This window comes from Reinekea sp. G2M2-21 (assembly GCF_015687175.1).
GTDB lineage: Bacteria > Pseudomonadota > Gammaproteobacteria > Pseudomonadales > Natronospirillaceae > Reinekea.
The window spans coordinates 59,981-85,460 of sequence record NZ_JADPQG010000002.1; the positions used below are offsets into that span (position 1 = coordinate 59,981).

Annotated in this window: 20 protein-coding genes; 9 read left to right on the top strand and 11 right to left on the bottom strand. The window is 52.0% G+C overall.

The genetic code is table 11. The features are described 5' to 3' along the window. Positions 1 to 166: 166 nt before the first annotated feature. From tatC to hemB, 9 genes are all read right to left on the bottom strand, one after another. On the bottom strand, positions 167 to 937 hold the full coding sequence (gene tatC / locus IYN85_RS09095) for a twin-arginine translocase subunit TatC (protein ID WP_230390654.1): 771 nt from the start codon (positions 935 to 937) through the stop codon (positions 167 to 169). Then, complete coding sequence (gene tatB, locus IYN85_RS09100) at positions 918 to 1,283, bottom strand: Sec-independent protein translocase protein TatB (protein WP_196158587.1); 366 nt, start codon at positions 1,281 to 1,283, stop codon at positions 918 to 920. Before tatB ends, tatC begins: the two co-directional genes overlap by 20 nt. Before the next feature lie 42 nt (positions 1,284 to 1,325). Beyond that, positions 1,326 to 1,556 (bottom strand): Sec-independent protein translocase subunit TatA, encoded by a 231-nt coding sequence (gene tatA, locus IYN85_RS09105; protein ID WP_196158588.1) that lies wholly within the window; start codon positions 1,554 to 1,556, stop codon positions 1,326 to 1,328. Positions 1,557 to 1,574: 18 nt separating this feature from the next. Next, positions 1,575 to 1,931: a histidine triad nucleotide-binding protein gene (locus tag IYN85_RS09110; protein WP_196158589.1), complete on the bottom strand. Its 357-nt coding sequence runs from the start codon at positions 1,929 to 1,931 to the stop codon at positions 1,575 to 1,577. Positions 1,932 to 1,939: 8 nt separating this feature from the next. After that, entirely contained in the window at positions 1,940 to 2,275 is a 336-nt protein-coding gene (locus tag IYN85_RS09115; protein WP_196158590.1) for a phosphoribosyl-ATP diphosphatase, read from the bottom strand. 32 nt (positions 2,276 to 2,307) lie between these two features. Next, positions 2,308 to 3,933 carry a ubiquinone biosynthesis regulatory protein kinase UbiB gene (gene ubiB, locus IYN85_RS09120; RefSeq protein WP_196158591.1) on the bottom strand — a complete coding sequence of 542 codons (1,626 nt, stop codon included), beginning with the start codon at positions 3,931 to 3,933 and terminating at the stop codon, positions 2,308 to 2,310. After that, a complete protein-coding gene (locus IYN85_RS09125) occupies positions 3,933 to 4,559 on the bottom strand; it encodes an SCP2 domain-containing protein (RefSeq protein WP_196158592.1) in 627 nt (208 codons plus the stop codon). The genes ubiB and IYN85_RS09125 overlap by 1 nt, the downstream gene beginning before the upstream one ends. Further along, positions 4,556 to 5,326, bottom strand: coding sequence for a bifunctional demethylmenaquinone methyltransferase/2-methoxy-6-polyprenyl-1,4-benzoquinol methylase UbiE (gene ubiE, locus IYN85_RS09130; RefSeq protein ID WP_196158593.1), 771 nt, complete (start codon positions 5,324 to 5,326; stop codon positions 4,556 to 4,558). Before ubiE ends, IYN85_RS09125 begins: the two co-directional genes overlap by 4 nt. A 128-nt stretch (positions 5,327 to 5,454) precedes the next feature. Further along, positions 5,455 to 6,441 carry a porphobilinogen synthase gene (gene hemB / locus IYN85_RS09135; protein ID WP_196158594.1) on the bottom strand — a complete coding sequence of 329 codons (987 nt, stop codon included), beginning with the start codon at positions 6,439 to 6,441 and terminating at the stop codon, positions 5,455 to 5,457. A 242-nt stretch (positions 6,442 to 6,683) separates the two neighbouring features. Between hemB and trxA the strand changes: the two genes are divergently transcribed. The 6 genes from trxA (at position 6,684) to IYN85_RS09165 (ending at position 19,129) form a co-directional block, all read left to right on the top strand. Next, positions 6,684 to 7,010: a thioredoxin TrxA gene (gene trxA, locus IYN85_RS09140; protein ID WP_196158595.1), complete on the top strand. Its 327-nt coding sequence runs from the start codon at positions 6,684 to 6,686 to the stop codon at positions 7,008 to 7,010. A 163-nt stretch (positions 7,011 to 7,173) separates the two neighbouring features. Next, on the top strand, positions 7,174 to 8,430 hold the full coding sequence (gene rho, locus IYN85_RS09145; protein ID WP_196158596.1) for a transcription termination factor Rho: 1,257 nt from the start codon (positions 7,174 to 7,176) through the stop codon (positions 8,428 to 8,430). Positions 8,431 to 8,720: 290 nt separating this feature from the next. After that, a complete protein-coding gene (locus IYN85_RS09150; protein ID WP_196158597.1) occupies positions 8,721 to 9,524 on the top strand; it encodes an ABC transporter substrate-binding protein in 804 nt (267 codons plus the stop codon). Positions 9,525 to 9,693: 169 nt separating this feature from the next. Next, positions 9,694 to 11,334: an NAD(P)-binding protein gene (locus tag IYN85_RS09155; RefSeq protein WP_196158598.1), complete on the top strand. Its 1,641-nt coding sequence runs from the start codon at positions 9,694 to 9,696 to the stop codon at positions 11,332 to 11,334. Then, a complete protein-coding gene (gene nifJ / locus IYN85_RS09160) occupies positions 11,331 to 14,912 on the top strand; it encodes a pyruvate:ferredoxin (flavodoxin) oxidoreductase (protein ID WP_230390655.1) in 3,582 nt (1,193 codons plus the stop codon). The genes IYN85_RS09155 and nifJ overlap by 4 nt, the downstream gene beginning before the upstream one ends. A gap of 437 nt (positions 14,913 to 15,349) precedes the next feature. Next, positions 15,350 to 19,129 (top strand): S8 family serine peptidase, encoded by a 3,780-nt coding sequence (locus IYN85_RS09165; protein WP_196158599.1) that lies wholly within the window; start codon positions 15,350 to 15,352, stop codon positions 19,127 to 19,129. Between the two features lie 37 nt (positions 19,130 to 19,166). Here the strand turns inward: IYN85_RS09165 and IYN85_RS09170 are convergent, their stop codons facing one another. Then, positions 19,167 to 19,817: an NADPH-dependent F420 reductase gene (locus IYN85_RS09170; RefSeq protein WP_196158600.1), complete on the bottom strand. Its 651-nt coding sequence runs from the start codon at positions 19,815 to 19,817 to the stop codon at positions 19,167 to 19,169. Positions 19,818 to 19,955: 138 nt separating this feature from the next. Here IYN85_RS09170 and IYN85_RS09175 point away from each other — a divergent pair, with 138 nt between their 5' ends. Beyond that, positions 19,956 to 20,861, top strand: coding sequence for a LysR family transcriptional regulator (locus tag IYN85_RS09175; protein ID WP_196158601.1), 906 nt, complete (start codon positions 19,956 to 19,958; stop codon positions 20,859 to 20,861). A 6-nt stretch (positions 20,862 to 20,867) separates the two neighbouring features. Here IYN85_RS09175 and IYN85_RS09180 read toward each other — a convergent pair whose 3' ends face one another. Continuing rightward, positions 20,868 to 22,106 carry an MFS transporter gene (locus tag IYN85_RS09180; protein ID WP_196158602.1) on the bottom strand — a complete coding sequence of 413 codons (1,239 nt, stop codon included), beginning with the start codon at positions 22,104 to 22,106 and terminating at the stop codon, positions 20,868 to 20,870. Positions 22,107 to 22,282: 176 nt separating this feature from the next. On the opposite strand from IYN85_RS09180, the gene IYN85_RS09185 reads away from it, so the two are divergent. Continuing rightward, positions 22,283 to 22,939 carry a metalloregulator ArsR/SmtB family transcription factor gene (locus tag IYN85_RS09185; protein WP_196158603.1) on the top strand — a complete coding sequence of 219 codons (657 nt, stop codon included), beginning with the start codon at positions 22,283 to 22,285 and terminating at the stop codon, positions 22,937 to 22,939. 413 nt (positions 22,940 to 23,352) lie between these two features. Beyond that, entirely contained in the window at positions 23,353 to 25,455 is a 2,103-nt protein-coding gene (locus tag IYN85_RS09190; protein ID WP_230390656.1) for a di-heme-cytochrome C peroxidase, read from the top strand. Positions 25,456 to 25,480 lie beyond the last annotated feature (25 nt).

Below are 25,480 nucleotides of genomic sequence, written 5' to 3' on the forward strand. Positions count from 1 at the left end.
GTGAGACACTGACTGAAAGAAAAAGAAATTCAGGAAGATGTCGAACTTCCTATAATTATTCGTTATAAATATTGCCCAGCACATTCGCAGAGCAGATAGGTTTCAGGCTATTGGAGAGGCGCAGAAAATACCCCTTATGAGGTATTTGATTTATTGACCAACGCGGTCAGTCGACCTTCTCCCCGTTGCTTTCCTCTGCAACCGCTTTTGGTAAAAACCGGCTCATCAACAGGCCCAATTCGAACAAAGCATACATAGGCACCGCAAGAATTGATTGTGATATGACATCAGGGGGTGTCAGGAGCATGCCAATAACAAAGCAGCTGACAAAAATGTACGGTCGCTTTTCGGCCAGCGACTGCGCTGAAACCATCCCTGCACGCACCAACAAAAAGGTAGCGATTGGTATTTCAAACGCAAGACCAAAGGAAAAAAACATCTTCAGGCAGAAATCCAACACATTGGAAATGTCGGGCATGATATTGATGCCTTCAGGTCCTGCACCGGTAAAAAAGCCAAACACCAAAGGCAATACCACAAAGTACACAAAGGCGACGCCGGAATAAAAGAGGATAACACTGGTGATAAACAACGGAACCGCTAACTTCCGCTCATGCTTATACAAAGCCGGGGCAATAAAGCCCCAGACCTGATGCAGGATATAGGGCATGGCCAACAACGCCGACATTACAAACGCCAGTTTCAATGGCACCAGAAACGGCGAGGCCACGCCGGTTGCGATAAGCGCGCCGTTTTCTTTATCAGGCAACAACGCATTCAGTGGTTCCACCAGGATCATGTACATTTCGCCGGAAAAAAAATACAGGCCGATAAAGATGATCAGCACGGCAACAACGCTGCGTAGCAAACGATCCCGTAATTCGCGCAGGTGCTCGACCAATGGCATCGAAAATTGATTAGGATCGGTCGGTGTCATTCGTTTTCTCTACTGTGTTATCACTTGCTTGAGTTGCAGCCGGAGGCTCCGGTAAATCATTGGAGGTTGGCGCAATAGAGGGCACCTCCGCATCTTCGTTTTGATGAGAGTGCGGTTGGTTTTTGGCAGTGAAATCCATGTCCTTAGTTTCGGCCATGATTTTCTTATTCAGCTCATCCAGCTTAATTTCCTGTTCAATCTGATTTTGCAATCCGGTCATAAAGCGACGCGCTTGGCCCATGGTTTTACCCACAGTACGCACCACACCCGGCAACCGTTCCGGTCCGACGACGACCATTGCGATCACCGCCAGCACGACGAGTTCTGAGAATCCTATATCAAACATGTATTGCCTCAACCAACGCTATTATCAGACGAATACCACCTATTACTTGGTTTTTTCTTCGTCTTTCACTTCAGAAAAATTCGCATCAGCGGCATCTTTTTTCTCCAATGATTCAGGTTCTTTTTTGTCATCTTCATTCATGGCGTTTTTAAAGCTTTTTATTGCACCACCAACATCGCCACCGAGGTTTTTCAGTCGCTTGGTTCCGAAGATTAAAATGACGATGGCCAATACGATTAATAATTGCCAAATTGAAATACCACCAAAACCCATTGAACTACCCTCTTTTAATTAATCGATGACCGGAAAACCGGTCCAGGTTGATTTGCGGACGTCGCCCAGAATATGAAAATGTACGTGGTCGACTTCCTGACCACCACCGGCACCGGTATTTACCACCAAGCGGAAGCCTTCTTCAAGACCCATGTCTCGGGCGATAGCCGGTGCTTTACCTATCATCGCCTGAATCACGGCCTGATTACTATCATCCATATGATTTAGACTGGCTACATGCAGCTTCGGAATCAACAACACATGGACCGGGGCTTTGGGCGCAATATCCCAAAATGCCAAGTATTGATCGTCTTCGTAAACTTTTTTCGACGGTATGTCACCGGCGATTATTTTGCAAAACAAACAGTCTGTCATGATGCACCCTATTTTTTGCTGCGATTGGCTTTTTCTTCCAACCCGGACAAGCCTTCGCGACGCGCCAGCTCCGCCAGTATGGCTTCGGGCCGGATATTTAACTTGGCTAACATGACCAACGTGTGAAACCACAGATCGGCTGTTTCATAAACGACCTTATCCTGTTGATCTACGTTGATCTCTGCGTTTTTGGCGGCCAGAACCGTCTCAAATGCCTCTTCTCCGACCTTTTCCAGGATTTTGTCGAGTCCTTTGCTGTACAGGGAGGCCACATAGGAGCTGTCTGCTGCCGCATCTTTGCGACTTTCAAGAGTGTCAGCCAGTTTCGTCAGGATATCAATCATATCGTTTCCCGTTTACAAAGCATTGTATTTAATCAAGGCCAAAGGATAAAACCCAGGGCTACAAGACCCGCCAGCCACTGCCCCGCGCTTAAATTTGCCAGGGTATCTTGCAATGGCGCTTGCCACATCAGGGCGATCAGCACTCCAACAGCAAAGATCCTGCGCAGCACACGGCGATTTGCCCGATGCTCCTGTTGTTTCAGCAGTAATAACTCGCTTCGCAAGCGCTCATCAGCGGTCCCCAGTTTGCGCATTTGCAACAGAGTTTCGTGAATAAGATCCGGCATCTGCGGCGCTTTCGCCAACCAGCTGGGACCGTGTTGCACCAGCGCCTGCACAAAACGTTTCGGACCCACCTGCTCTTTTACCCAATTTTCCAAAAATGGTTTCGCCGTTTTCCATAGGTCCAATTGAGGGTAAAGCTGACGGCCCAAACCTTCAATATTCAGCAGTGTTTTCTGCAGCAAAACCAGCTGTGGCTGTACGCTCATATCGAAGCGACGCGCTGTCTGAAACAGGCGGATTAACAATAAACCAAAGGAGATTTCACTGATCGGTTTTTCAAAGATGGGTTCACACACACTGCGAATGGCAGCTTCGAATTCATTGACGCGGGTATTGGCCGGCACCCAACCGGACTCAACATGAAGTTCGGCCACACGGTAGTAATCCCGATTAAAGAACGCCAACAGGTTCTGTGCCAGATAACTCTGGTCTTCCCGTGACAGCGAACCGACAATGCCACAGTCGATTCCAATGTATTTAGGGATATCCGGATTGCTGATATCGACGAAAACATTACCTGGGTGCATGTCTGCGTGGAAAAAAGAATCGCGGAACACCTGTGAAAAGAATATCTCCACTCCGCGTTCGGCGAGCACCTTAAAATTGGTGTTGCTGGCCTTCAGTGTCTCAATATCGCTGACCGGCACGCCATAAATGCGTTCCAATACCAACACCTGTTTCCGGGTGTACTCCCAATAAACGACAGGCACATAGAGTTTGCCATCATCAATGGTATTGCGCCGTAACGTGGCGGCGTTCGCCCCTTCGCGCAGCAAATCAAGTTCATCCAGAATGGTTCGCTCAAATTCTTCCACGACTTCCAGTGGGCGCAGACGCTTGCCATCGGGAATCAGGTTCATCAGACCGGCCATCATTTTCATCAACCGAACGTCTTTGCGTATCACCTTCTCGATGCCCGGGCGAATGACTTTTACAACCACCTTGTCGCCATTGGATAAAGTCGCCGTGTGCACCTGTGCAATAGACGCAGAAGCCAGCGGCTGCAGATCGAACTCGGCAAACAATTCAGCAATGGGTTTGCCCAGTTGCTGCTCCACTATCCGTTGCGCCACTTCTCCGGCGAAAGGCGCCACCCGATCCTGCAGATAGGCCAGTTCATCCGCCATTTCCTCAGGCAGCAGGTCTCGTCGGGTAGACAGTATTTGACCGAATTTGATAAAGACAGGACCCAAACGCTCCAGCGCCAAGCGCAGGCGACGCCCCTCATTGTCTTTGGCGCGGAACACCCAGCGCAGCGGAAACAGCCAGAACAAAAAGGAAATAAACCAGGGCAGGGCTTGATGTTGCAGCAGGGTATCAAGCCGGTATCGACCAACTACCCAAATAATCCTGAGCGCGCGAAGAAAGTTCATTATTCGCGCTCCGACTGTTTAGCCTGCCATTGTTGTTCGAGGCGCCGTATTTTAGCGGCAATACGGTCGACATCTTGTCGCGCGGTCTGCACGGCTTGGGTGTGAGTCCGCCAAACACTGCTCTGAACAAACCAGCCGCTTTCCTCGCGCAGAAAGTTGCGACTGGTGCGCGAAAAGGAGGCCAGGTGATTTTTTGCAATCGAACCGAAAAAACGCAGACCGTCGGCAACAACATGAGCCGCTAGATCCCCGATTTTATCAGCCAGGGCCATTTCCCAATCGATATCCAATTGAGCGAGCACATCCTGAATGGAAAAAAAGGTTCGGGTATCACCCTGAATATGAATTTCATGCGCCATCATAGCGGCGGTCCGATCCTGGGCACGCATGACCGCAAACAGGTCTTTAGCTTTACCGGATACTCGCGCATCAAAAGCGTCAATGGTGCCTGATTGAAGAAACACAAAACCATTGGCTTCAATGGTCATACTCATGCTCAGCGCCGGTTCAGATACATCAAGCACGAGGGTTTTTCCAGCCATCGCCGCGAGCTTCTGTTCGGCAGCGAGGTCATACCGCAACGCATCATTGATCAGCGTCTGCAGTGGCATCAGCCATTCGCTCATGCCTTCACGCCCCGGTGCAACGCAACAATACCTCCGGTGAGGTTGTGGTATGTCGCGCGGGCAAAACCCGCTTCCAGCATCATATCCTTCAGGGTTTCCTGATCAGGATGTTTGCGGATCGATTCCGCCAGGTACTGATAACTTTCGGCGTCTTGTGTCACCAACTTGCCCATTATGGGCAATGCTTTAAAAGAATAAGCGTCGTAGGCCTTACTCAACATTTCATTATTGGGTTTGGAGAATTCCAGCACCAACAGCCGACCACCCGGTTTCAGAACCCGGTGCATTTCTTTCAAAGCGACCTCTTTATGCGTCACATTGCGCAAACCAAAAGCAATGGTCACGACATCAAATTCATTGTCTTCGAACGGCAGAAATTCAGCATTGGCTTGAACCACTTCCAAATTACCGGCGATACCGCGGTCCGCCAACCGATCGCGACCAACTTTCAGCATAGAGGCATTGATGTCAGCCAGAACAACTTTGCCCTGCGCGCCGACCCGCTTGGAAAACGCGTAGGTCAGGTCACCGGTACCACCAGCAATATCCAACACCTTGTTGCCCTGACGCACGCCAGACATTTCGATGGTGTAGCGCTTCCACAACCGGTGCACACCGAAAGACATCAGGTCATTCATCAGATCGTATTTACCGGCGACAGAGTGAAAAACGTTAGCGACCAGCTTTTCCTTGTCTTCTTCCCGGACTGTTTTAAAACCAAAATGGGTTGTTTTCTGTTCCGTCTGCGGGTTGTTTTGCTCGTTCATGGTGGGCTCGAATAGGTTAACTGAGGGCATTGTAACGGGTTCAGGAGTTCAGCAACAGGTTGGCTACGACACCAACCTGTTTTGGGCTCCGCTGAATACTGGCTGACTCCTTCACCGATTGCAGAATTTTACAGCCAATCGGCCAACTGCTCTGCATAATAAGTGATGATCAGATCCACACCAGCCCGCTTAAAGGCCGTCATGGTTTCCAGAACAATCGCCTTTTCATCAATAACACCAGCAGAGGCCGCGGCTTTGATCATCGCGTATTCACCGCTGACGTGATACACAGCAAGTGGCCGCTCACTGTGTCGGCGAATATCGGCAATCACATCCAGGTACGCGGTACCGGGCTTAACCATCAGGATATCGGCCCCTTCATCTTCATCAGCCAAAGATTCCGCCAGTGCTTCCCGACCATTGGCCGGATCCATCTGATAGGTCTCACGCGTGCCTTTAAAGGTACTGTCTACCGCATCACGGAACGGTCCGTAAAAAGCCGACGCAAATTTTGTGGAATAGCTCATCACCGGAATATGACTGAAGCCCGCTTCATCCAAACCTGATCGAATGGCGCTGATCATCCCATCCATCATGCCGGAAGGCGCAATCATGTCGGCTCCGGCACGGGCTGCAACCACCGCCTGACGTGCCAGATTAACCAAGGTAGCGTCGTTATCCACATCGTCATCGGCAATTACGCCACAATGACCGTGTTCGGTGTATTCACAGAAGCAATTGTCGGAAATCACCGTAATCTCGGGTGCCGCCCGCTTAGCGACACGGCACATCCGGGCCAGCAACCCATCTTCATTCCAGGTATCGGACCCGCACTCATCTTTGTGGTGCGACACGCCGAACAGGATCACCGCTTTTATACCTTTGCCTGAAGCTCGCTTAACGATATCCGCCAGCTGGCTTTCGGGGTATCGGTAAACACCGGGCATGGAGGCAATCGCGACCGGCTCGGTGATTCCTTCCTCGATAAAGATCGGCAATATCAGATCATCAACCGTCACCTGGGTTTCACGCACCATTGCCCGTAACGCCGCAGTACGGCGCAGCCGGCGAAAACGGAACTGCGGCAAAGGGGTATAAGAAGCATCATTCGCCATTTCAAGGCTCCAACAAATTGTGAGTTGGCGGGCATTTTGCGACCCGCTCCACCAGACTTCAAGCCAAATACCCGGATTTTCCACAACTTCGACATTTGCCCAACGGCGGCCTGCAAGCGCCTACCCAGGGCCATTATCTCAAATATGGAACAATCGGTTGCTCACTTTTTGCCGCGAAAGAATGGACACCGACAAATCTGTCGGTAAACTCAGCCTCTCAATTCTTAACGAATCTAAGAGCAATGAGCGAAAATATTCTTAATGTAACTGACGACAGCTTTGAAAGTGATGTCTTGCGCAACGAACACCCTGTCCTGGTTGATTATTGGGCAGAATGGTGTGGTCCATGCAAAATGATTGCCCCAGTTCTGGAAGAAGTTGCAGATGAATACGCCGGTAAAATGGTGGTAGCGAAACTGAATATCGACGATAACCCGAACACACCGCCTAAATACGGTATTCGTGGTATCCCAACTTTGATGATTTTCAAAGGTGGCGAAGTCGCCGCGACCAAAGTGGGCGCGCTGTCAAAGTCACAATTGCTGGAATTTATACAAAGCAATAGCTAAAACCCGCAATCTGCCTTAAATTGAGCGCCAATGGCGCTCATTGTCCAATTTTTTCTGGACAGTGACGTTTTACACGCCTATATTGTTTGCAAATCGAACAATAACTCTATATCAAACCAACCCTTGAGCCTTAGCGCTCGTCCCACTTCAAGCCAAAAAATCTATGAATCTTAGTGACTTAAAAACCAAAGCCGTGTCCGAACTTTTGGAAATTGCCAAAGAGATGGGCCTCGAAAATGTTAACCGTACTCGTAAACAAGACCTTATTTTCACCATACTAAAGCGTCACGCAAAAAGTGGTGAAGACATTTACGGCGACGGTGTACTTGAAATCCTGCAAGATGGTTTCGGCTTCCTGCGTTCAGCGTCTGCCTCTTACCTGGCTGGTCCGGATGACATCTATGTATCGCCAAGCCAGATCCGTCGTTTCAATCTGCGAACCGGTGACACCATCGCCGGAAAAATTCGCCCACCAAAAGACGGTGAACGATATTTTGCATTGTTGAAGGTTGATACCATCAACTTTGCGCCGCTGGAAAACGCAAAAAACAAAATTTTGTTCGAAAACCTGACACCGTTGTTTCCGGATGAACGTCTCGTTCTTGAAGCCGGTAACGGATCTACCGAAGACATGGCCGGTCGTATTCTTGATCTCGCCTCGCCTATTGGTAAAGGCCAGCGTGGCTTGATCGTTTCGCCGCCAAAAGCCGGCAAAACCATCATGTTGCAGAATGTCGCTCAAGCGATTACCCGCGATGCACCCGATGCGCATCTGATGGTATTGCTGATCGACGAACGTCCAGAAGAAGTAACCGAAATGCAGCGTTCCGTGCGCGGCGAAGTGATCGCGTCGACCTTCGACGAACCACCCGCTCGCCACGTTCAGGTTGCTGAAATGGTTATCGAAAAAGCCAAGCGACTGGTTGAACACAAAAAAGATGTCATCATCTTACTCGACTCCATTACTCGTTTGGCTCGTGCTTACAACACCATTGTACCGAGCTCTGGTAAGGTACTGACCGGTGGTGTTGACGCCAACGCACTGGAGCGACCTAAACGTTTCTTTGGTGCCGCACGTAACATCGAAGAAGGCGGTTCTTTAACGATCATCGCAACCGCATTGGTCGACACCGGCTCGAAGATGGATGAAGTCATTTACGAAGAGTTCAAAGGCACAGGTAACATGGAAGTGCATTTGGATCGTAAGATTGCTGAAAAACGCATATTCCCTGCGATTAACATTCGTCGATCCGGTACTCGCCGTGAAGACCGTTTGACCAGCGAAGCCGAACTGCAACGTATGTGGATTCTGCGTAAGTTGCTGGCGGAAATGGAAGATGTTGCCGCGATTGAATTCTTAATCGGCAAACTCAAGCTGACCAAATCCAACGACGAATTCTTCAAAAGCATGAAAGGCTAAAATGCTTTTGAGCTTCGCTCAAAAAAAGGCTCCTTAACGGAGCCTTTTTCGCATTTTAGGACCGCACACTAACAAGTAATCTAAAATGATTTGATCCATCTTTATCATCGTTTACTTCAGTAAAGTATCACCAGCCCAAACAAAGCATTTCAAATAGAAAACGTCATGACATGATATCTTAAACCTGCTTGATACAGTGGGGGTATCACTTGAATAATTCTGAATGCAGGCTAATTTTGTTGGTCTGGAATGCTTTTTTTAGTGTGATGTTGAATTGAGGCAAACGAATCATGAGTAGTCTTTTGAACAAGCTTGTCCGATATTGGCGTCAATTTGCCCACATTACGATTTCCGCATTTTTTGCTTCCTTATTGGCAAATGCCAATGCCGCTTCACTCTCCATTTTGACGGAGATTGATCCGCCCGCACAGTTTTTTAACAAAGACGGAGAGTTAACTGGATTTACTATAGAGCTTGTACAAGCGATTCAGAAGATAGTAGGCAACCAGGACCCCATAACGCCCGTTCCTTGGGCCCGTGCTTATCGGATGATTGAAACTCAGCCGAATGTAGTTTTGTTCTTAATGGTACGAGACAAAAATCGCGCCCCACTTTTTCAGTGGATTGGACCGGTTCTGGAGTTCACCACTGGTCTGTACGGCTTGTCGGATTCAGAACTGGTTCTATCCTCGCTCACCGACGCGAAAAAATTACCCGCGATTGGAGTCTATAAAAATGATATTCGAGATCAAACATTAACAAACCTAGGTTTTGGGAATCTAGAACGTGTGACGAATAAAACCCAAAACATCAGAATGCTGATGGCTGGTCGTATCGATGCTTATGCCGCTTCTTCCATCTCCTTTGGCGCGGATGCGATTGAAGCAGGCTTTAGGCCTGACGATCTGAAATTGATCTTTCCGATAAATAATGTGCAAGCGTTCATTGCGATGTCAAAGCAAACCCCGATAGAAATTGTTGATGAATGGCGCAATGCTCTAGCTAAGCTCATTGATGACGGTACTCTGTCAATTCTGCTCAATAAATACTATCCCGGTGCACCTATGCCCAGCAGAGTCTCGGAGACATTTTGACTGGTTAAAACGCGCTACTGCCATTTTTTACTGTTTTCTTTATAGCCGTCATTCTTATTCCTAATAAATCTGTCAACTTTGCAGCAAGTTGATACAACGCAACTGTGCAGCCTTACATTTAGTTAAGAAAGTCCTAATATGGTTAGACAATAACCAGAAGAGGTCCGCCATGAAACACTCCGATCTCACACTACCACCCGAGCAACAGCATGTTCAGGGTACCGGCCCGATTTCCCGCTTTCGCCCGCGCTATCAAAACCTATTGCCGCCATGCAACCACGCCTGCCCTGCGGGAGAAAATATCCAGAGTTGGCTGTCGTTAGTGCAGAACAATGAACTGGAGCAGGCCTGGCGTGCCCTAACCGATGTCAACCCGATGCCGGCTATTCATGGTCGGGTTTGTTATCACCCCTGTGAAAGCGGCTGCAATCGGGCAGAAGTGGATTCGCCGGTAAAAATTCACGCAACTGAGCGTTTCCTTGGCGATCTGGCGATTGAGAACAATTGGCAGTTTGAGGTTAAGCGCGGACCAACCGGCAAACGCATCCTGATAGTCGGTTCAGGTCCGGCGGGGTTGTCAGCCGCCTATCACCTGGCCCGCCAGGGCCACAGCGTTGAGATTTTCGAAGCGAGCGACAAACCCGGCGGTATGATGCGTTTTGGCATTCCCGCCTATCGCTTGCCAAGGGCGATCCTGGATGCCGAAATCGGCCGTATCGAGCAGCTGGGCGTGAAAATACATCTGAACCGGAAAGTGCAGAATGTTCAGGAAGAAAAACGTCGTGGTTTTTTTGATGCGGTATTCATCGCCGTGGGTGCCAACATTGCGACACAGGTTGATATTCCTGCCCGCGACGCCTCCAAAGTATTAGATGCCGTGACCTATCTGAAAGGCGTCGAATCCGGCAACGTGCCGGTGTTGGGGCGACGGGTCGCCGTCTATGGTGGTGGCAATACCGCAATGGATGCAGCACGCACGGCCAAGCGGCTCGGCGCCAGCGAAACCATGATTATTTACCGTCGTGATCGGGCGCACATGCCCGCCCACGATTTCGAAGCCCAGGAAGCGATTGAAGAAGGCATTACGATCAATTGGTTAAGCACGGTGAAGGAAGTCGACAGCGACAGCATCCAGATTGAAAAAATGACGTTGGACGATCAGGGCCGACCACAACCCACCGGCGAATTTGAAACACTGGGCGCCGACTCGCTGATTCTGGCGCTGGGTCAACAGGTTGAGGCCGACCTGTTCAGTGATATCGAATGTGTCCAGATTGAAGACGGCGTGTTAGTGGTCGATGAACACTTCATGACCGGTTGTGCAGGCATATTTGCCGGCGGTGACATGACACCAGGCACTCGCTCGGTTACCTTCGCAACCGGCCACGGTCGCAAGGCTGCCGCGCACATCAATGCTTGGCTCGTCGACCAACAATGGACCAAACCACCGAGCCCGGAAGTCGTGGATTACCAGAAACTTCACCTGTGGTACCACACCGAAGCCGAAAGCGGAGAGCAGGCTGAACTGCCGGTCGCACAACGATTGTCCGGTTTTGATGAAATCCTCCAAGGGTTTACGGAACAGCAAGCACGCTATGAAGCCAGTCGCTGCTATTCCTGCGGCAACTGCTTTGAATGCGACGGTTGTTACGGCGCGTGTCCGGAAAACGCCATAGAGCGGCTCGGCAAAGGACGTGGTTACCGCATCGATTACAGCAAGTGCACCGGCTGCGGCGCTTGTGTTCTGCAATGTCCCACCTACGCGATTTCGTTAATACCCGTTGCGCAAGTTTCGGAGGCACAGTCATGAATAATCACACACAGAACATGCCCATCATGAAAGTGATGGATGGCAATGAGGCGGCGGCCGATGTTGCCTTTCGACTGTCCGAAGTGTGCGCCATTTATCCGATCACGCCATCGTCAACAATGGCCGAACTGGCAGACCAATGGAAAAACGAAGGTCGCAAAAACCTCTGGGGTGATTCCCCCTGCATCATGGAAATGCAAAGTGAAGGCGGAGCGGCGGGGGCACTGCATGGTGCTCTGCAGTCCGGGTCGTTATCGACCACCTTTACCGCATCGCAGGGCTTAATGCTGATGATTCCAAACATGCACAAAATAGCCGGGGAGCTCACGCCTACGGTGTTTCATGTCGCGGCCCGATCGCTGGCGGCGCAGGCACTGTCTATTTTCGGCGACCATCAGGATGTCATGGCGGTGCGCAACACCGGCTTTGCGCTTCTGGCGGCCAATTCTGTGCAGCAGGCACATGACATGTCGTTGATCGCCCACGTTTCAACGTTGCAGAGCCGAGTCCCCTTTGTGCACTTCTTTGACGGCTTCCGCACCTCGCATGAAGTGAATAAAATTTCTTGGATAAGCGACGACGTTATTCGCGAACTCATCGACGACCAATGGGTGCGTGATCATCGTGCTCGGTCACTGAATCCGGAAAATCCGGTGATCCGCGGTACAGCACAAAACCCGGATGTGTACTTTCAAGGGCGGGAAACATCGAATCGCTTTTACGAGGCAACACCCGCCCTTGTACAGGGCACGATGGATCGTTTTGCTCAACTGACCGGACGTCAATATCAGTTGGTCGATTATATCGGCGCAGCCGATGCCGAACGCATTCTTGTGTTAATGGGTTCCGCCGCGCAAACGGCCGAGCAAGTGGTGCAAGCGTTGGACACGCAGGGCGAAAAGGTCGGCGTCGCTATTGTGCAACTGTATCGCCCCTTCCCGACCGACGCTTTCCTGGCGGCCATACCGGACACGGTCACACACATCGCCGTACTTGACCGCACCAAAGAGCCGGGCAGTTTCGGAGAGCCGTTGTATCTCGATGTTGTCTCTGTTCTGAGTGACGCCTATCAGACGGATCGTCTCAGTACGATGCCAAAAATCGTTGGCGGCCGTTACGGTTTGTCGAGCAAGGAATTTGATCCCACCATGGTGAAAACCGTTTTCGATGCACTGCAACAGACGCCGCTGAAAAACCATTTCACCGTTGGCATTATTGACGATGTGACGCACACAAACTTACCGCTCAGTAGGACATTTATCCTACCCGATACCGACACCAAAGAAGCGCTTTTTTACGGTCTGGGTGCAGACGGAACGGTCGGTGCCAACAAAAACAGTATTAAGATTATCAATCAGGAAGATGAGCTGTTTGCTCAAGGTTACTTTGTCTATGACTCCAAAAAATCCGGTTCGCAAACGGTGTCGCACGTCCGTTATGGACCCAAACCGATTGATCGACCTTACCTGATTACGCAAGCCCGCTTTGTCGCCATTCACCAATTCAATTTTGTCGAGCAAAAACATATTCTGCAGTTCGCCGCGAAAGGTGCCACGGTCTTGCTCAACGCGCCCTATCCGGCAGCGGAAGTGTGGCAGCATCTGCCGCGCACATTCCAGCAACAGTTAGTGGATAAAAATATCACGCTCTACGCGGTCGACGCCTACGATGTTGCCCGGCAGGCGGATATGGGTCAACGCATTAACACCATCATGCAAACGTGCTTTTTCTACCTGGCCGATATCCTGCCGCAGGATGAGGCCATTGCACTGATCAAGAAAGCCATTGAAAAAAGCTACCGCAAAAAAGGACAGGCGCTGATTGACAAAAACTTTGCCGCGGTTGATCAGGCGCTGTCTGGACTGGCAAAAATAGAACTGCACTCGCCGGACGCGCACGCACCTCAAGAGCCGGATACAAGCGAGTATCCTGAGTTTGTCCGAGATGTCACCATGGCCATGATTCATGGCCAGGGCGATTTGATTCCGGTCAGTCAGCTGCCGGTGGATGGTACTTACCCGAGTGGCACCAGCCAATTTGAAAAACGTCGTATTGCTCTGGATGTACCTCATTGGGACCCCGACGTTTGTATTCAATGTGGGAACTGCGTAGTGGTGTGTCCACACGCGGCCATCCGCGCGAAGTTTTATCATGAAGACTTGCTGGCCGACGCACCTGCCAGCTTTTTATCGGCACCGACGACTGCACGCGGCTTCCCGGAAACGCGCTACAGTTTGCAGGTCTATGCGGAAGACTGCACCGGATGCGAACTGTGTGTGCAGGCTTGTCCGGCAGTCAACGAACAGGCACCCACACGCAAGGCCATCAACATGACGCCTCTGCAAGATGTGGTCGACGCTGATGTCATCAACCTGGAATTTTTTACTCAACTGCCGTATCCAAACCGGTCTGAAGTGGACTTTGCCACGGTGCGTGGCGTGCAGTATTTGCAGCCACTGTTTGAGTTTTCCGGTGCCTGCGCCGGTTGCGGGGAAACACCTTATCTGAAAATGATCTCACAGTTATTCGGCGACCGTATGTTAATCGCCAATGCGACCGGGTGTTCATCCATTTACGGCGGTAACCTGCCCACCACACCGTGGACCAAAAACGAAGAAGGCAGGGGACCGGCCTGGGCCAATTCGCTGTTTGAAGACAACGCGGAGTTCGGTTTAGGGTTCCGGCTCACGGCCGATCACCACCAGCAACAGGCCGTTGATCTGCTGCAAAAACTGGCACCGCAATTGGACGTAGAGTTGGTCGAGCAATTACTCAACGCGCCGCAACAAAGCGAAAGCCAGTTACGCGCGCAACGCGCTCGGGTGCATGAACTGGAACAGCAGTTACGCCGGATCGAACACAACGATGCAACGCAATTACTGTCAATCGTCGACCACTTGGTGCGACGCAGTGTGTGGATCGTCGGCGGCGATGGCTGGGCGTACGACATTGGCTATGGCGGACTCGACCATGTGCTGGCCAGCGGTCGTGACGTCAACATTCTGGTGATGGATACGGAAGTGTATTCCAACACCGGCGGACAGATGTCGAAAGCAACACCGCTCGGTGCTTCAGCTAAATTCTCGGTGGGCGGTAAGCCGGTCGGCAAGAAAGACCTGGCTATGCAAGCCATGGCTTACGGTAACGTCTATGTCGCCCGTATCGCACTCGGTGCCAATCCACAACAGGCCCTGCAGGCGTTCCGGGAAGCCGAGAATTACCCGGGACCGTCGATCATTTTGGCTTACAGCCATTGCATTGCTCACGGTATTAATATGGATGATGGATTACGACAACAAAAACTGGCGGTCGCCAGCGGTCACTGGCCATTGTTGCGTTACAATCCACTGCTGCGGAAATCGGGTATGAATCCGTTTGAACTCGATTCACTGCGACCGAGTGTGACACTGAAATACTACCGGCAAAATGAAGGCCGGTATCAGCAACTGATGCAACAAAACCCGGAAGAAGCCGATCGACTGTTAGGACTGGCGAATCAAGCGCTGGATTTACGCTGGCAAACCTATGAAGAGATGGCGACCCGCGAAGCCAGCGATTTCCATCCGATGTACGAATAGCGTCCATTTTTCCGGCAACCACCCGGTTGCCGGCCCCCCCCTCCCCCCGGGGGAAAAACAGCGCACTCACCCCTCGGTTTCGGGCACTATCGGGTCGTCCTCCATTCGAATGCCGTGTCCAGGTTTCCTCGAAGACCGCTCACACCACGCGAATACCAACAGACAAGGACAACCCACGGAACACAAAAACCCGCCAGCGACAGTTTGGACCTGTTGCGCCACCCACCTCGTTTTATAATAGATCGCGAACACGCCCTCAAAATAAAAACCAGTTCCCCGACAATCTGACGCCTATACGCAAGACAGCACAAAAAGCCAATGCGGCTTACCCGTGCACATTCGTCAAGCACGGAAAAAAACCGCTGGTTTAACTGCGTTAACTATTGAAGAGATTTTCGCGTTTGCTGCGCAAGCGTGAAATCGGCAAGGAGAGTACGTTGAGGAAATTTAGTTTACCCCTGTTAATGCCCATCGCTTTTGCGGCGTCGATTTGTATGGCCGATGGGCGTTTTGTTTCAGCAACCGGAGAAGAGTTTTCGTCACCGCTTGCGGCTGACCAAGCCGATGCGCTGTTTAACGAACAACAATTGATTGTTCAATTTCAACCTGGCTTTTCTCTGTACGCCAACACCAAAGGGTTAACCACCGCCGCCACCGCGTCAGGTCAATCCCGAGTGCAGCAACTGTTGGCGCGCAGCAACGCACGTGTACTGTCGGAAACACGCTTAACGCCGGTTGCAATCCATTCTGTGCAAGGCAACAGTCGCGCGCGCACCCTGCGCAACGTCACCGCTATTCAATACTTACTGCATGTTGATGATGTGGATGTCACAGCTCTGGTGAATGAACTGCAACAAGAACCGGGTATTGATTTTGCCGAACCCAATTACCGCTACTCCGTCAACAGCGTCCCGAACGATCCCTACTACCGTAATCAAAAGTTATGGGGACTCTACACGCTGAATATGAGTTCTGCCTGGGATCTCAGTCAGGGCGCCGGTGCCGTGGTGGCGGTCATCGACACCGGCGTGGATCAGTCACACGTCGACTTGGCGGCTAACATCTGGCACAACAGCCAGGAAGTGGCCGGTAACGGAATCGACGACGATGGCAATGGTTTTATCGATGACGTCAGCGGCTGGGACTTTGCCTATCAGGACAATATACCCAACGATGTCCACAGTCACGGGACACACGTCGCTGGCACCATCGCCGCACTCGGTGACAACAACATCGGCATCATTGGCGTTGCGCCGCAGGCTCACATCATGGCGTTAAAAGCGCTGGGGGATACGGGAAGCGGCTCGGCGTTTAACATTGCCAAAGCCATCCGCTACGCGGCCGATATGGGCGCGGACGTCATCAACATGAGTTTAGGAGGACAAGGCAACTCCTATACGCTGGCCAACGCCATTCAATACGCGCTGGAACGCAATGTTGTGGTGGTCGTGGCTGCTGGCAACGACAACATCAATTCGCAATATCAATACCCGGCCAATGTGAACGGGGTGATCAGTGTCGGCGCTCTGCAGAATTATTCCGGTCTCGCCAAGTCGACCTTTTCCAACTACGGTGTCAGCGTTGATGTGTTTGCGCCGGGCAGTAACATCTATTCACTGGCACCGAACAATCAGTACGCTACAAAAAGCGGTACATCGATGGCCGCACCACATGTGGCCGGTGTCGTTGCGTTGATGCGCAGTCAAAACCCACAACTGAACCCAGCGCAGATACAGGGCAGATTGACGTACAGTGCGATCGATCTGACATTAAATAACGCCGCAACCGGCTGGGATGAAACCTTTGCTTACGGCATGGTCTCGCCCTCGGCGGCGTTAACCAGTGAGTGGCTCGCCGCGACTGGGTATCCGGAGATCACGGCACCAGCCATCAACCTGCCGGGCGATGCCAATGTGCTGGTCAACGGCGTCGTGAGTGTTCAGGGTTCCACGCACACCGACTCATTGGCTTACTACGAGGTGGCCATCGCTAACGATGTCGATAGCCCAAGACAATTTGTAACACTGCACACCGGCTACCAGCCGGTGACCGACGCCGAACTGATGTCATGGGACACCAGCGGTTATGCCAGTGGTCGTTACTTTATCCGGCTGCGCAGTGTCGATACGCAAGGCAAACAGACCGAGAGTTTCCAACAGGTTGATGTGGATCCGGATCTGAAAAACGGTTGGCCGATCTTTAACAGCTATTGGCTCGGGCACCCGGCAGGACACAGCGACGGCAAATTGGTCGCCCGTGCACCGGCGCTGATCGATCTGGATAACGACGGCGACCTGGAAATTCTCGCTGTCGATAACAATGAACGCAACCACCGCACAATTCGCGCCTGGCAACACAACGGCACCCGGTACGGCAACAACGCGTTCATCTACCCCACCGTTGAAGAAATCGCCACGCCAATGACCATTGCGGATGTGGATGGCGATGGTGAAGAGGACATCCTGTTTGCGGCCCGCGTCGTATCCACCACGGCGCGTCAATCGATCTTTGCCTACGACAAACAGGGAACATTGCTGCCGGGCTTTCCCACGGGCTGGTTTGGTGACACGTACCACAACGAGGCCATCGTGAATTCAACCGACGACCGGATCGTCGCGGTTGACTTAAAAGGCGATGGCAACAACGAACTGGTGCTGCAAAAACTCAGTTGGAATAACACCCGCAATGACGATTATCTTTGGCAGTTGGTCGCGGTTGATGGCCACGGCAATAAGCTCCCTGGCTTTCCGATTCAACAGCGTTTTCCATCCTTGTCAGACCTGTATGCCCATTCCGATTTCATGCAGCCTGTGACTGTGGCCGACTGGTTTGACGATGGTCATACCGATCTTGTGGTGATCTGGCCGGACGACCAAAACGGCGTGATGCTCAAGGTATTCAATGCCCAAGGGCAGGAACTGATGTCGCTGCCAGTGAACGCCAGTGCGTTCCACCAGGTTAAGAACCCATTGGTGGCCGATATCGACAATGACGGTGCCGAAGAACTGGTGGTACAGGTGGGCGATACGTTGGTGGCCTATACCATGAACGGGCAAATGAAGCCCGGCTGGCCAAAAAACCTGCCGACGGACACCTCGCGTTACAGCAGCGAGCCAGGGCGATTTCTGGACAGCCTGATTGTCAGCGATGTGGATCATGATCAGCGGCTCGACCTGGTGTTGAACGGCGCCAGCGAAGCACTGGTGCTGAACACGCAAGGCGAACCGTTGAAGCCGCATTTTGATTTGGATCGATTCTCGTCACGCGGTTATCCGGTGCGGACAGTCTCCGTGCCAAACCTCAACGAACAGGTGCTCATGTACAGCTCTCTGAACAGCAGCAATCAACTGGAAGCCCGACGTTTTAACGGGCAACCCCTGCCCGGTTGGCCAAAACGCGTCGCACCGGTCTCCGGGGGTGTGGCGCTTGGCGATGTCGATGGCGACGGCAAATTGGACGCCGTTGCCCACACGCTGGAAGGTTTTCTCTATGCCTGGACATTGGCCGCCAACACGAATGCTGATACTGCAGATTGGCGTTTCGACCACGGCAACGCGCAGCAAACGCGCGCCCAAATATCAACGCTGCCCACTCAACCCTGCCTTGTGGTTTCAGACACCATGCATGTACGAGGTTCGTTTAACAGCTGGGCAAACACGGCCATGATATTTTCCGAACAAACGTGCCAATGGCAGACATCGCTCAGCTTCAGTGACGCATGGCAGGGCCGATTTAAATTTGATGCCTACGGTGACTGGCAACGGAATTTCGGCGATAACAATCAGGACGGAATCGCCGAACAAAATGGCGCTGACATAAGCGTTAATTTACCGGCGGGCGACTATCTCGTTTCATTCAATGAGAACACGCTGCACTATTCCGTGGAGTGGGTTGAGCCTGCTCCGGTGCTGACGAACGTCAGCTTCACCTGCCATAACGGCTACACCAATGTCGGAGACAGTGTTTATGTTGTCGGCAATACAGACGCATTAGGTCAATGGAAGGTCCAGTCACAAGCGCAACGGTTACGGCCAGACGGTTACCCGACCTGGCGCGCGACCCTCACGGATTTACCGACCCATATCGACCTTGAATGGAAGTGTGTCATCGCCGATGAAAACAGCCTGACCATTAAGCAGTGGCAAGCCGGCGACAATAATCGGGTCAATACCGGCGATGGGCAGACCGATCTCAGCGTTGCGGCCTATTTGCAATAATATAAAGAGCCAGCCTATGGCTGGCTCTTTTTTCAGGTTAGGCACCGATCTGCCATTGCAGGTTAAAGTTCGGTGTTTGAAACTTGCCATACATCCGCACCCACAACGCCAGATACATTTCGGTACCCCGGGCATAACCAATGTCGCCCAGATCGAGAATCTGCTCTGCTTGCCAGCCCATCGACTGCAGCAATTCACTCACCACGGATTTCGCATCGGCATCATTACCTGCAATAGGCAGGTGATGCGTTCCCGGCACCACGCCTGGCGCAACCATCACCGAATTTGCCACGGTGTTGAGCGCCTTCACGACCTTGGTGTCTGGCAATGCGCGCTGAATCTGCTCGGCCAGTGAGTCGTCATTGCAAATACTCAACGTCGGTGGAAAACCCTGACTGAAATCGAGCGGGTTAGCGACATCAATCAAAATTTTACCCGCCAACGTTGCAGCCCCTATCGTCGCTATCGCCGCCAAACTGTGCATCCCTGCCGTACAATTCAGGTAGATATCCGCCGTATCCGGAATATCGGCAAAGGCCAACACTGCGCCACCACTGTTGGTCGCCCATTGTTGCGCTTCCGCTTTGCTCGCCTCACGCGCGCTGATCGCAACCTGATGACCAAGCTGGATAAACGCGCTGCCCAGTGTCTGCGCGACGGTACCACTGCCTAAAATAATGATGTTCATGTGAATATCCTCTTTAAATCTGTTATTGACGGTGTTTTTGACTCAGTGGCACCAGTCTAGGCGCAATTCACATTAACCAGTAGACGCCCTGGGTTTGCACATGCTTAACTTATGGTTAACCTTAGAATGGAAAACCGTATGTCCTTGCCCTCGTTACAGGATATTCACTACTTTGCCATAGTCGCGAAAACCGGGTCGCTAGCTGCTGCTACGGAGCAACTCGATGTGTCGACGGCCGCGCTCAGCAAAGCTATGCGACGATTGGAAAGTGCCTGCAACAGCCGTTTATTTAAACGGACTGCCCGCTCTATACACCTCAGTGAAGCCGGTCAAGCCTTTGCCCGCCACGCGACCCATTTACTGGATCGCTGGGACGGCGCTGTCGACGATTTGGCAGAGCTGGCCGACACAACCACCGGTACGGTCATTCTCAGTGCATCGTCGGCCTTTGCCCGGCTTTCTATTTTGCCGTTGCTGCCGGAGTTCAGCCGACAATTTCCGGGCATCGTGCTCGACCTGCGCCTGGAAGATCAATACGTGGATTTGAAAAACGGCGACACTGACCTGTTGATTCGCGTCGGGCTGTTGCAGGACGAAGACATCATCGCGCGACCATTGATGCCCCTGGACATGGTGTACGGAGCGACGCCCGCGTACCTGGCGACACATGGCGAACCGGAAAACCCGCACGCCCTCAAACAACACCAAACCATTGGATTTCGCTTGCCCGCCAGCAAGCAGTTGATGCCGTGGCAATTTCAACAGGCTAACCATGTGTTCAGCATCGATCCGAGTCACCGGTTTATTGTGAATTCACCGGACGCCATTCAGGATCTGATTCTGCAAGATCAGGGGATCGGCTTACTGAACCGACACCTGGCGCAACCGCTGATCAATAACGGGCACCTGCGACCGGTGTTGACCGATTGGATGCCACCGCACGAACGCGGTATTTATCTGTGTTACCTCGACCGCCAATGGATGCCCCGGAAGCTGTCCAGCGTTATTGAATTTTTGATGTCGCAATTGAGCACTGCTGCGTAGCTATCTTTATCGCTTCGGCAACCACAGCTGAAGCCAAACTGCCGACAGCAACATGGCAAGCCCGACAAACAAAAACGGCAGCATCATGTTTTGTGTCCACTGAGCCAACAGCCCCATCAACAATGCCCCCACCGCGTAGCCGGAATCCCGCCAGAAACGATAGATTCCGATTAATGATGCTCGGTAGGAGACCGGTGCAACATCACCGACGGCGGCGCCCAGATTGGGGTACACCATGGCCATGCCGATGCCGATAACCGCCGCTTCAACGCTCCATAACCACACCGAGTGACTGAACGGAATGGCGAGTACACCCAGCCCGCAGATCGACATGCCCCAGAACAGCAAACCCTTTCGCCCCCAGGTGTCAGACAAAGGACCGGTAACCAGTTGCAACGCTCCCCACGTCACCCCATAGATGGCAATGACCGAGCCCGCTTGCACCAAGCTCATGCCTTGCTGAAGAAAAAATACCGGTAAAAAAATCCACACCAGTGCGTCGGTGAATTTTTCCACTAACCCCGCCTGGTTCAGGGCGATCAAAGGTTTGTTGCGCAAGCTGGCGAAGGCAAATAACTGCATGAGGGTTTGAGGCTCAGCGCTGGCTTCTTCCACGTTAGCCTGTGAGTGATGCAAGGCTGCCCAGGGTAAGGTTTCAACAACGGTAAACAGCGCCAGCAGTAAGCCCAAGCCAATAACCACTGCGCTGAACACCGCCAACCCCAAACGCGCTCCCAGGGCATCAACCACAACCGCCGTGACCACACCGGCCAGGGCCACCGCCGCGTACCCGGAAAACTCATTCAAGCCATTGATCAGACCTTTCTGATTGCTTTGCGCAAGATCCAGCTTGCTGTTTAACGCCATCGACCAACTCAAGCCCTGGTTTAAGCCGAGCAACACGGTGGCCGCGATAATCCAGTTCCAGCTTGGTGCCCACCACAGTAGAAACGGAATTGGTAGGGCCACCAGCCAACCGGCTACTAACACAGTTTTGCGACCGAATCGCTCGCTCCATTGACCGGCAAACAGGTTCATCACGGCTTTCACCGCGCCAAAGACAACCACAAAGGAGGTCAGCAGAAAAAACGACTGCGCAGCCAAGCCAAAATCGGATTCCGCCAATGCCGGGATGACTACTCGGGTCATGCCGATCGTCAGGCCCACGAGAAAAATCTGAATCAGCTGCAACCCGATTTGCACCCGGTTTGGCCGAATGCCCAATTGGCGTATGGTGGTGTGCATTGGTTATCCTCAGCTGGAAAGCATCAACCCTGTGTCGGAAACGCGGCGCCAAACACAAAACCGTGTACCCATACATAGCCCGATTGATCAATAATTAAACATTCAATATAATTATTGAATGTTTGCAGTAACGCTGTCAAGCTAAGGCTAAAATCAACACCACTCAGGAGGCACCCGTGGGGTCACAACAAGCTGTTTGGGACGCGCTGGCACAAGTCGGCAAAGCGTTGGGCAACGGACATCGCCTGGTCATTCTCGACCGGCTAGCACAAAGCGATTTGTCCGTCGATGCTATCGCTCAGTCGGTCAATTTGCCGGTCGCTAACGTTTCACAGCATCTCCAATTGCTGCGTCGGGCAGGCTTGGTGAACGCATCGCGCCACGGCAAACAGGTCGTTTACCGGTTAACCGATAACCGAACCGTCAGCGTTATTGAATTACTGCGCCAGGTCGCCGAAACGCATGTTGCAGACGTCGCAAAACTCGCCTCGGGTCTGTTTACGGACGAACACGCCAAAACCGATTTTGATGTGGTCAGCCGTGCAGAATTACTGGCCGGGCTACAACAGCAAAGCATTCTGCTGCTCGATGTACGCCCTGCGCACGAGTTCGACCATGGCCACCTTCCCAATGCCGTGAATGCGCCTATGGCGTCCTTAGCGACCATGCTCGACCAGTTGCCGACCGACATCGACATTGTCGCTTACTGTCGTGGCCCCTATTGTGTTTTTTCTCATCAGGCCGTGCTCTTGCTGACCGAGAAAGGCTTTCGTGTGCGTCGCTATGAGGAAGGGTTTCCGCAATGGAAAGCCGCTGGTTTACCCATCGAATAACGTACTGATCCATGTTGCGATCCGATATCGAGATTGCGAAAGTCTGGTTCCGTCGACCTGATCTAAAAACTCAACAATCAGTGCTCGTTTCACTGGATTAACCCACTCTGGTAAGGCAGAGTAGCGAAGACTTGCCTGATTTGGTCACGCCATATTCAGCCCGAGTTTCGCGACCCGCCGTACCTGTACCCGCCCTCAGGTGTTCGCCCTCACGCTTTAAGACCCGCCACCAAGTCGCCTTAAGTAGTCTGCAGATACGTTGAATATCCTTTTCATCGGCGTTCCTTAAGTCATGGAACGGTACCCACCGCAAACGGAACCACGGAAACGACCAAGGTAACCGCACCGCGACGAAAATGAACTCTCAACGATCCGTCAGATATACGCACACAATTAAAATGATGGAGAGAGACATGTCGCGCAAAAAAATAATCAAGCGATGGAGTAAGCGCCTGGCACTGGTATTGATCGGTGTGATCGGCGTCATGGCAATCAGCCTGGCCATCGGCAAAGCCTATCAGCGTTGGGATGATGACCCGGATCGCGGTGGCATGGCGATATCGGATGGTCAGTTTGGGGAAGATTACAGCGTTCCCGTGTACCTGGACCAAGGTTGGGATGAGGCTGACTCACTGTGGTTTTACAACATCACACAGGGGTCTGCCTTGTTGCCGTACGATTTCTACCTCAGCCTGGAAATGGAAAATTCCGAACAGCTGATCCGGTCACCGGACGTGATCGACGCCTTCCGCTACCTACCGCAAAAACCCACCTTCTTTAACCCAGACGGGTTAGCCGTTGGCTTTGTCAAAGACAACTACAAAAACAAAGACTATATGGGTTTTACCTGTGCCGCTTGCCACACCGGTCAGGTCAATTATCAGGGCACAGCGATCCGGGTAGATGGGGCACCGGCGATGGCCGACATGGTGGGTTATCTGACGGCCATGGAAAAAGCCATGAAACAAACCTTGCAAGAGACCAACAAACAAAAACGCTTTGTTGATCGAGTCATCGCACAGAAAAACGATTATAAGAAGGAGGCCGATGTTCTGGCCGATTTAAGAACCTGGACCAACACGCTCGAACTGTATAACACGGTCAATCACAGTCATATCGAATATGGTTATGCGCGACTGGATGCATTTGGGCGGATCTACAACCGGGTACTGCAGTACATTCCTAACCGAGATAACGTGTTTGACACCCTAACCTCGGTGCTGGGTGCGGATGGCAATTACCTGCTCACCGTTGACCAGGCCCATAAAGTGCTGGAAGGCATCAACGAAACCATTATCGGTAATGACCAGTTTGTGTTGATCATCCAACGGCTGCAATCGTCCGAAGCGGGATACCCCGCGCTCAATCAACGCAACATGTTGCGAGTGCGTAACGCGCTTTTCAATGAACCGAATGCGCCGGTCAGTTATCCCTTTTTGTGGGATATCGCGCAATCCGATTACGTGCAATGGAATGGCATCGCAGGCAACGCAGGGATTGGTCCGATAGGACGTAACACCGGTGAAGTAATTGGTGTGTTTGGCATACTCGATTGGCAAGCCAAAGATCCAGGATTCAGCATTTCCGCGTATCTGACCAAACAGGAAAAGAAGCGTAAGCGGGTCGACTTCGAATCGTCGGTTGACCTGGTGAACCTGAAACGAATCGAAAACCATTTACGTTCGTTAAAATCACCCCAGTGGCCAGAAGCCATTCTTGGCAACATCGACAAAGATCGCGCCGCGAAAGGGAAACTGTTGTACTCCGAATATTGCCAGGGCTGCCACGAAATTGTCGACCGCAATAACGCCGACCGTATCATCATCGGAAAATTTTCGGCCATTGAAAAAGTAGGCACTGACCCGGCCATGGCTACCAACAGCGTGAGCTACACCGGGTGGTCCGGAAACCTGAAGCACACCTACCAAAGCACCGATGTCGGCGATATCGTGATTGCCGAGCGCGCGCCGGTGGCACAGTTGCTGACGTCCGTCACAAAGGGCGTGGTTGGCACCCCCGATCCAGATAAAAATTTCATCCGCCGTTGGTTGGACTGGTTGTACAACCTGGTTTCGTCATTCTTCGATAACCCGATTAAGTCGAGCATTAAAGCCGGAAACTACAACCCCGATACCACGGCTGATCCCTACGCTTCGCTGAAGTCCTATAAAGCCCGCTCGTTAAACGGCATCTGGGCGACCGCGCCTTACCTGCATAATGGATCGGTGCCTACGCTCTATGATTTACTGCTTCCGGTAAAGCGTGACGGTGACCCTGACGACGGCGAATATCGGCCTGACACATTCTCGGTTGGCAGTCGTGAGTTCGACCCTGTCAAAGTTGGCTTCCGGACTGAAGGCTATGATGGTTTCGAATTTAAAGCGCTTCGCACCGGTGATTTAAACAGCGGCCATGAATACGCAGCCGGGAAAACAGAACAGCTCAATGGTGAAATTCTGCCCGCACTGACCAAAGAAGAACGCTTGGATTTACTGGAATTTCTAAAAACGTTGTAAGTTAAACCGTACCGCACGCGGGCAC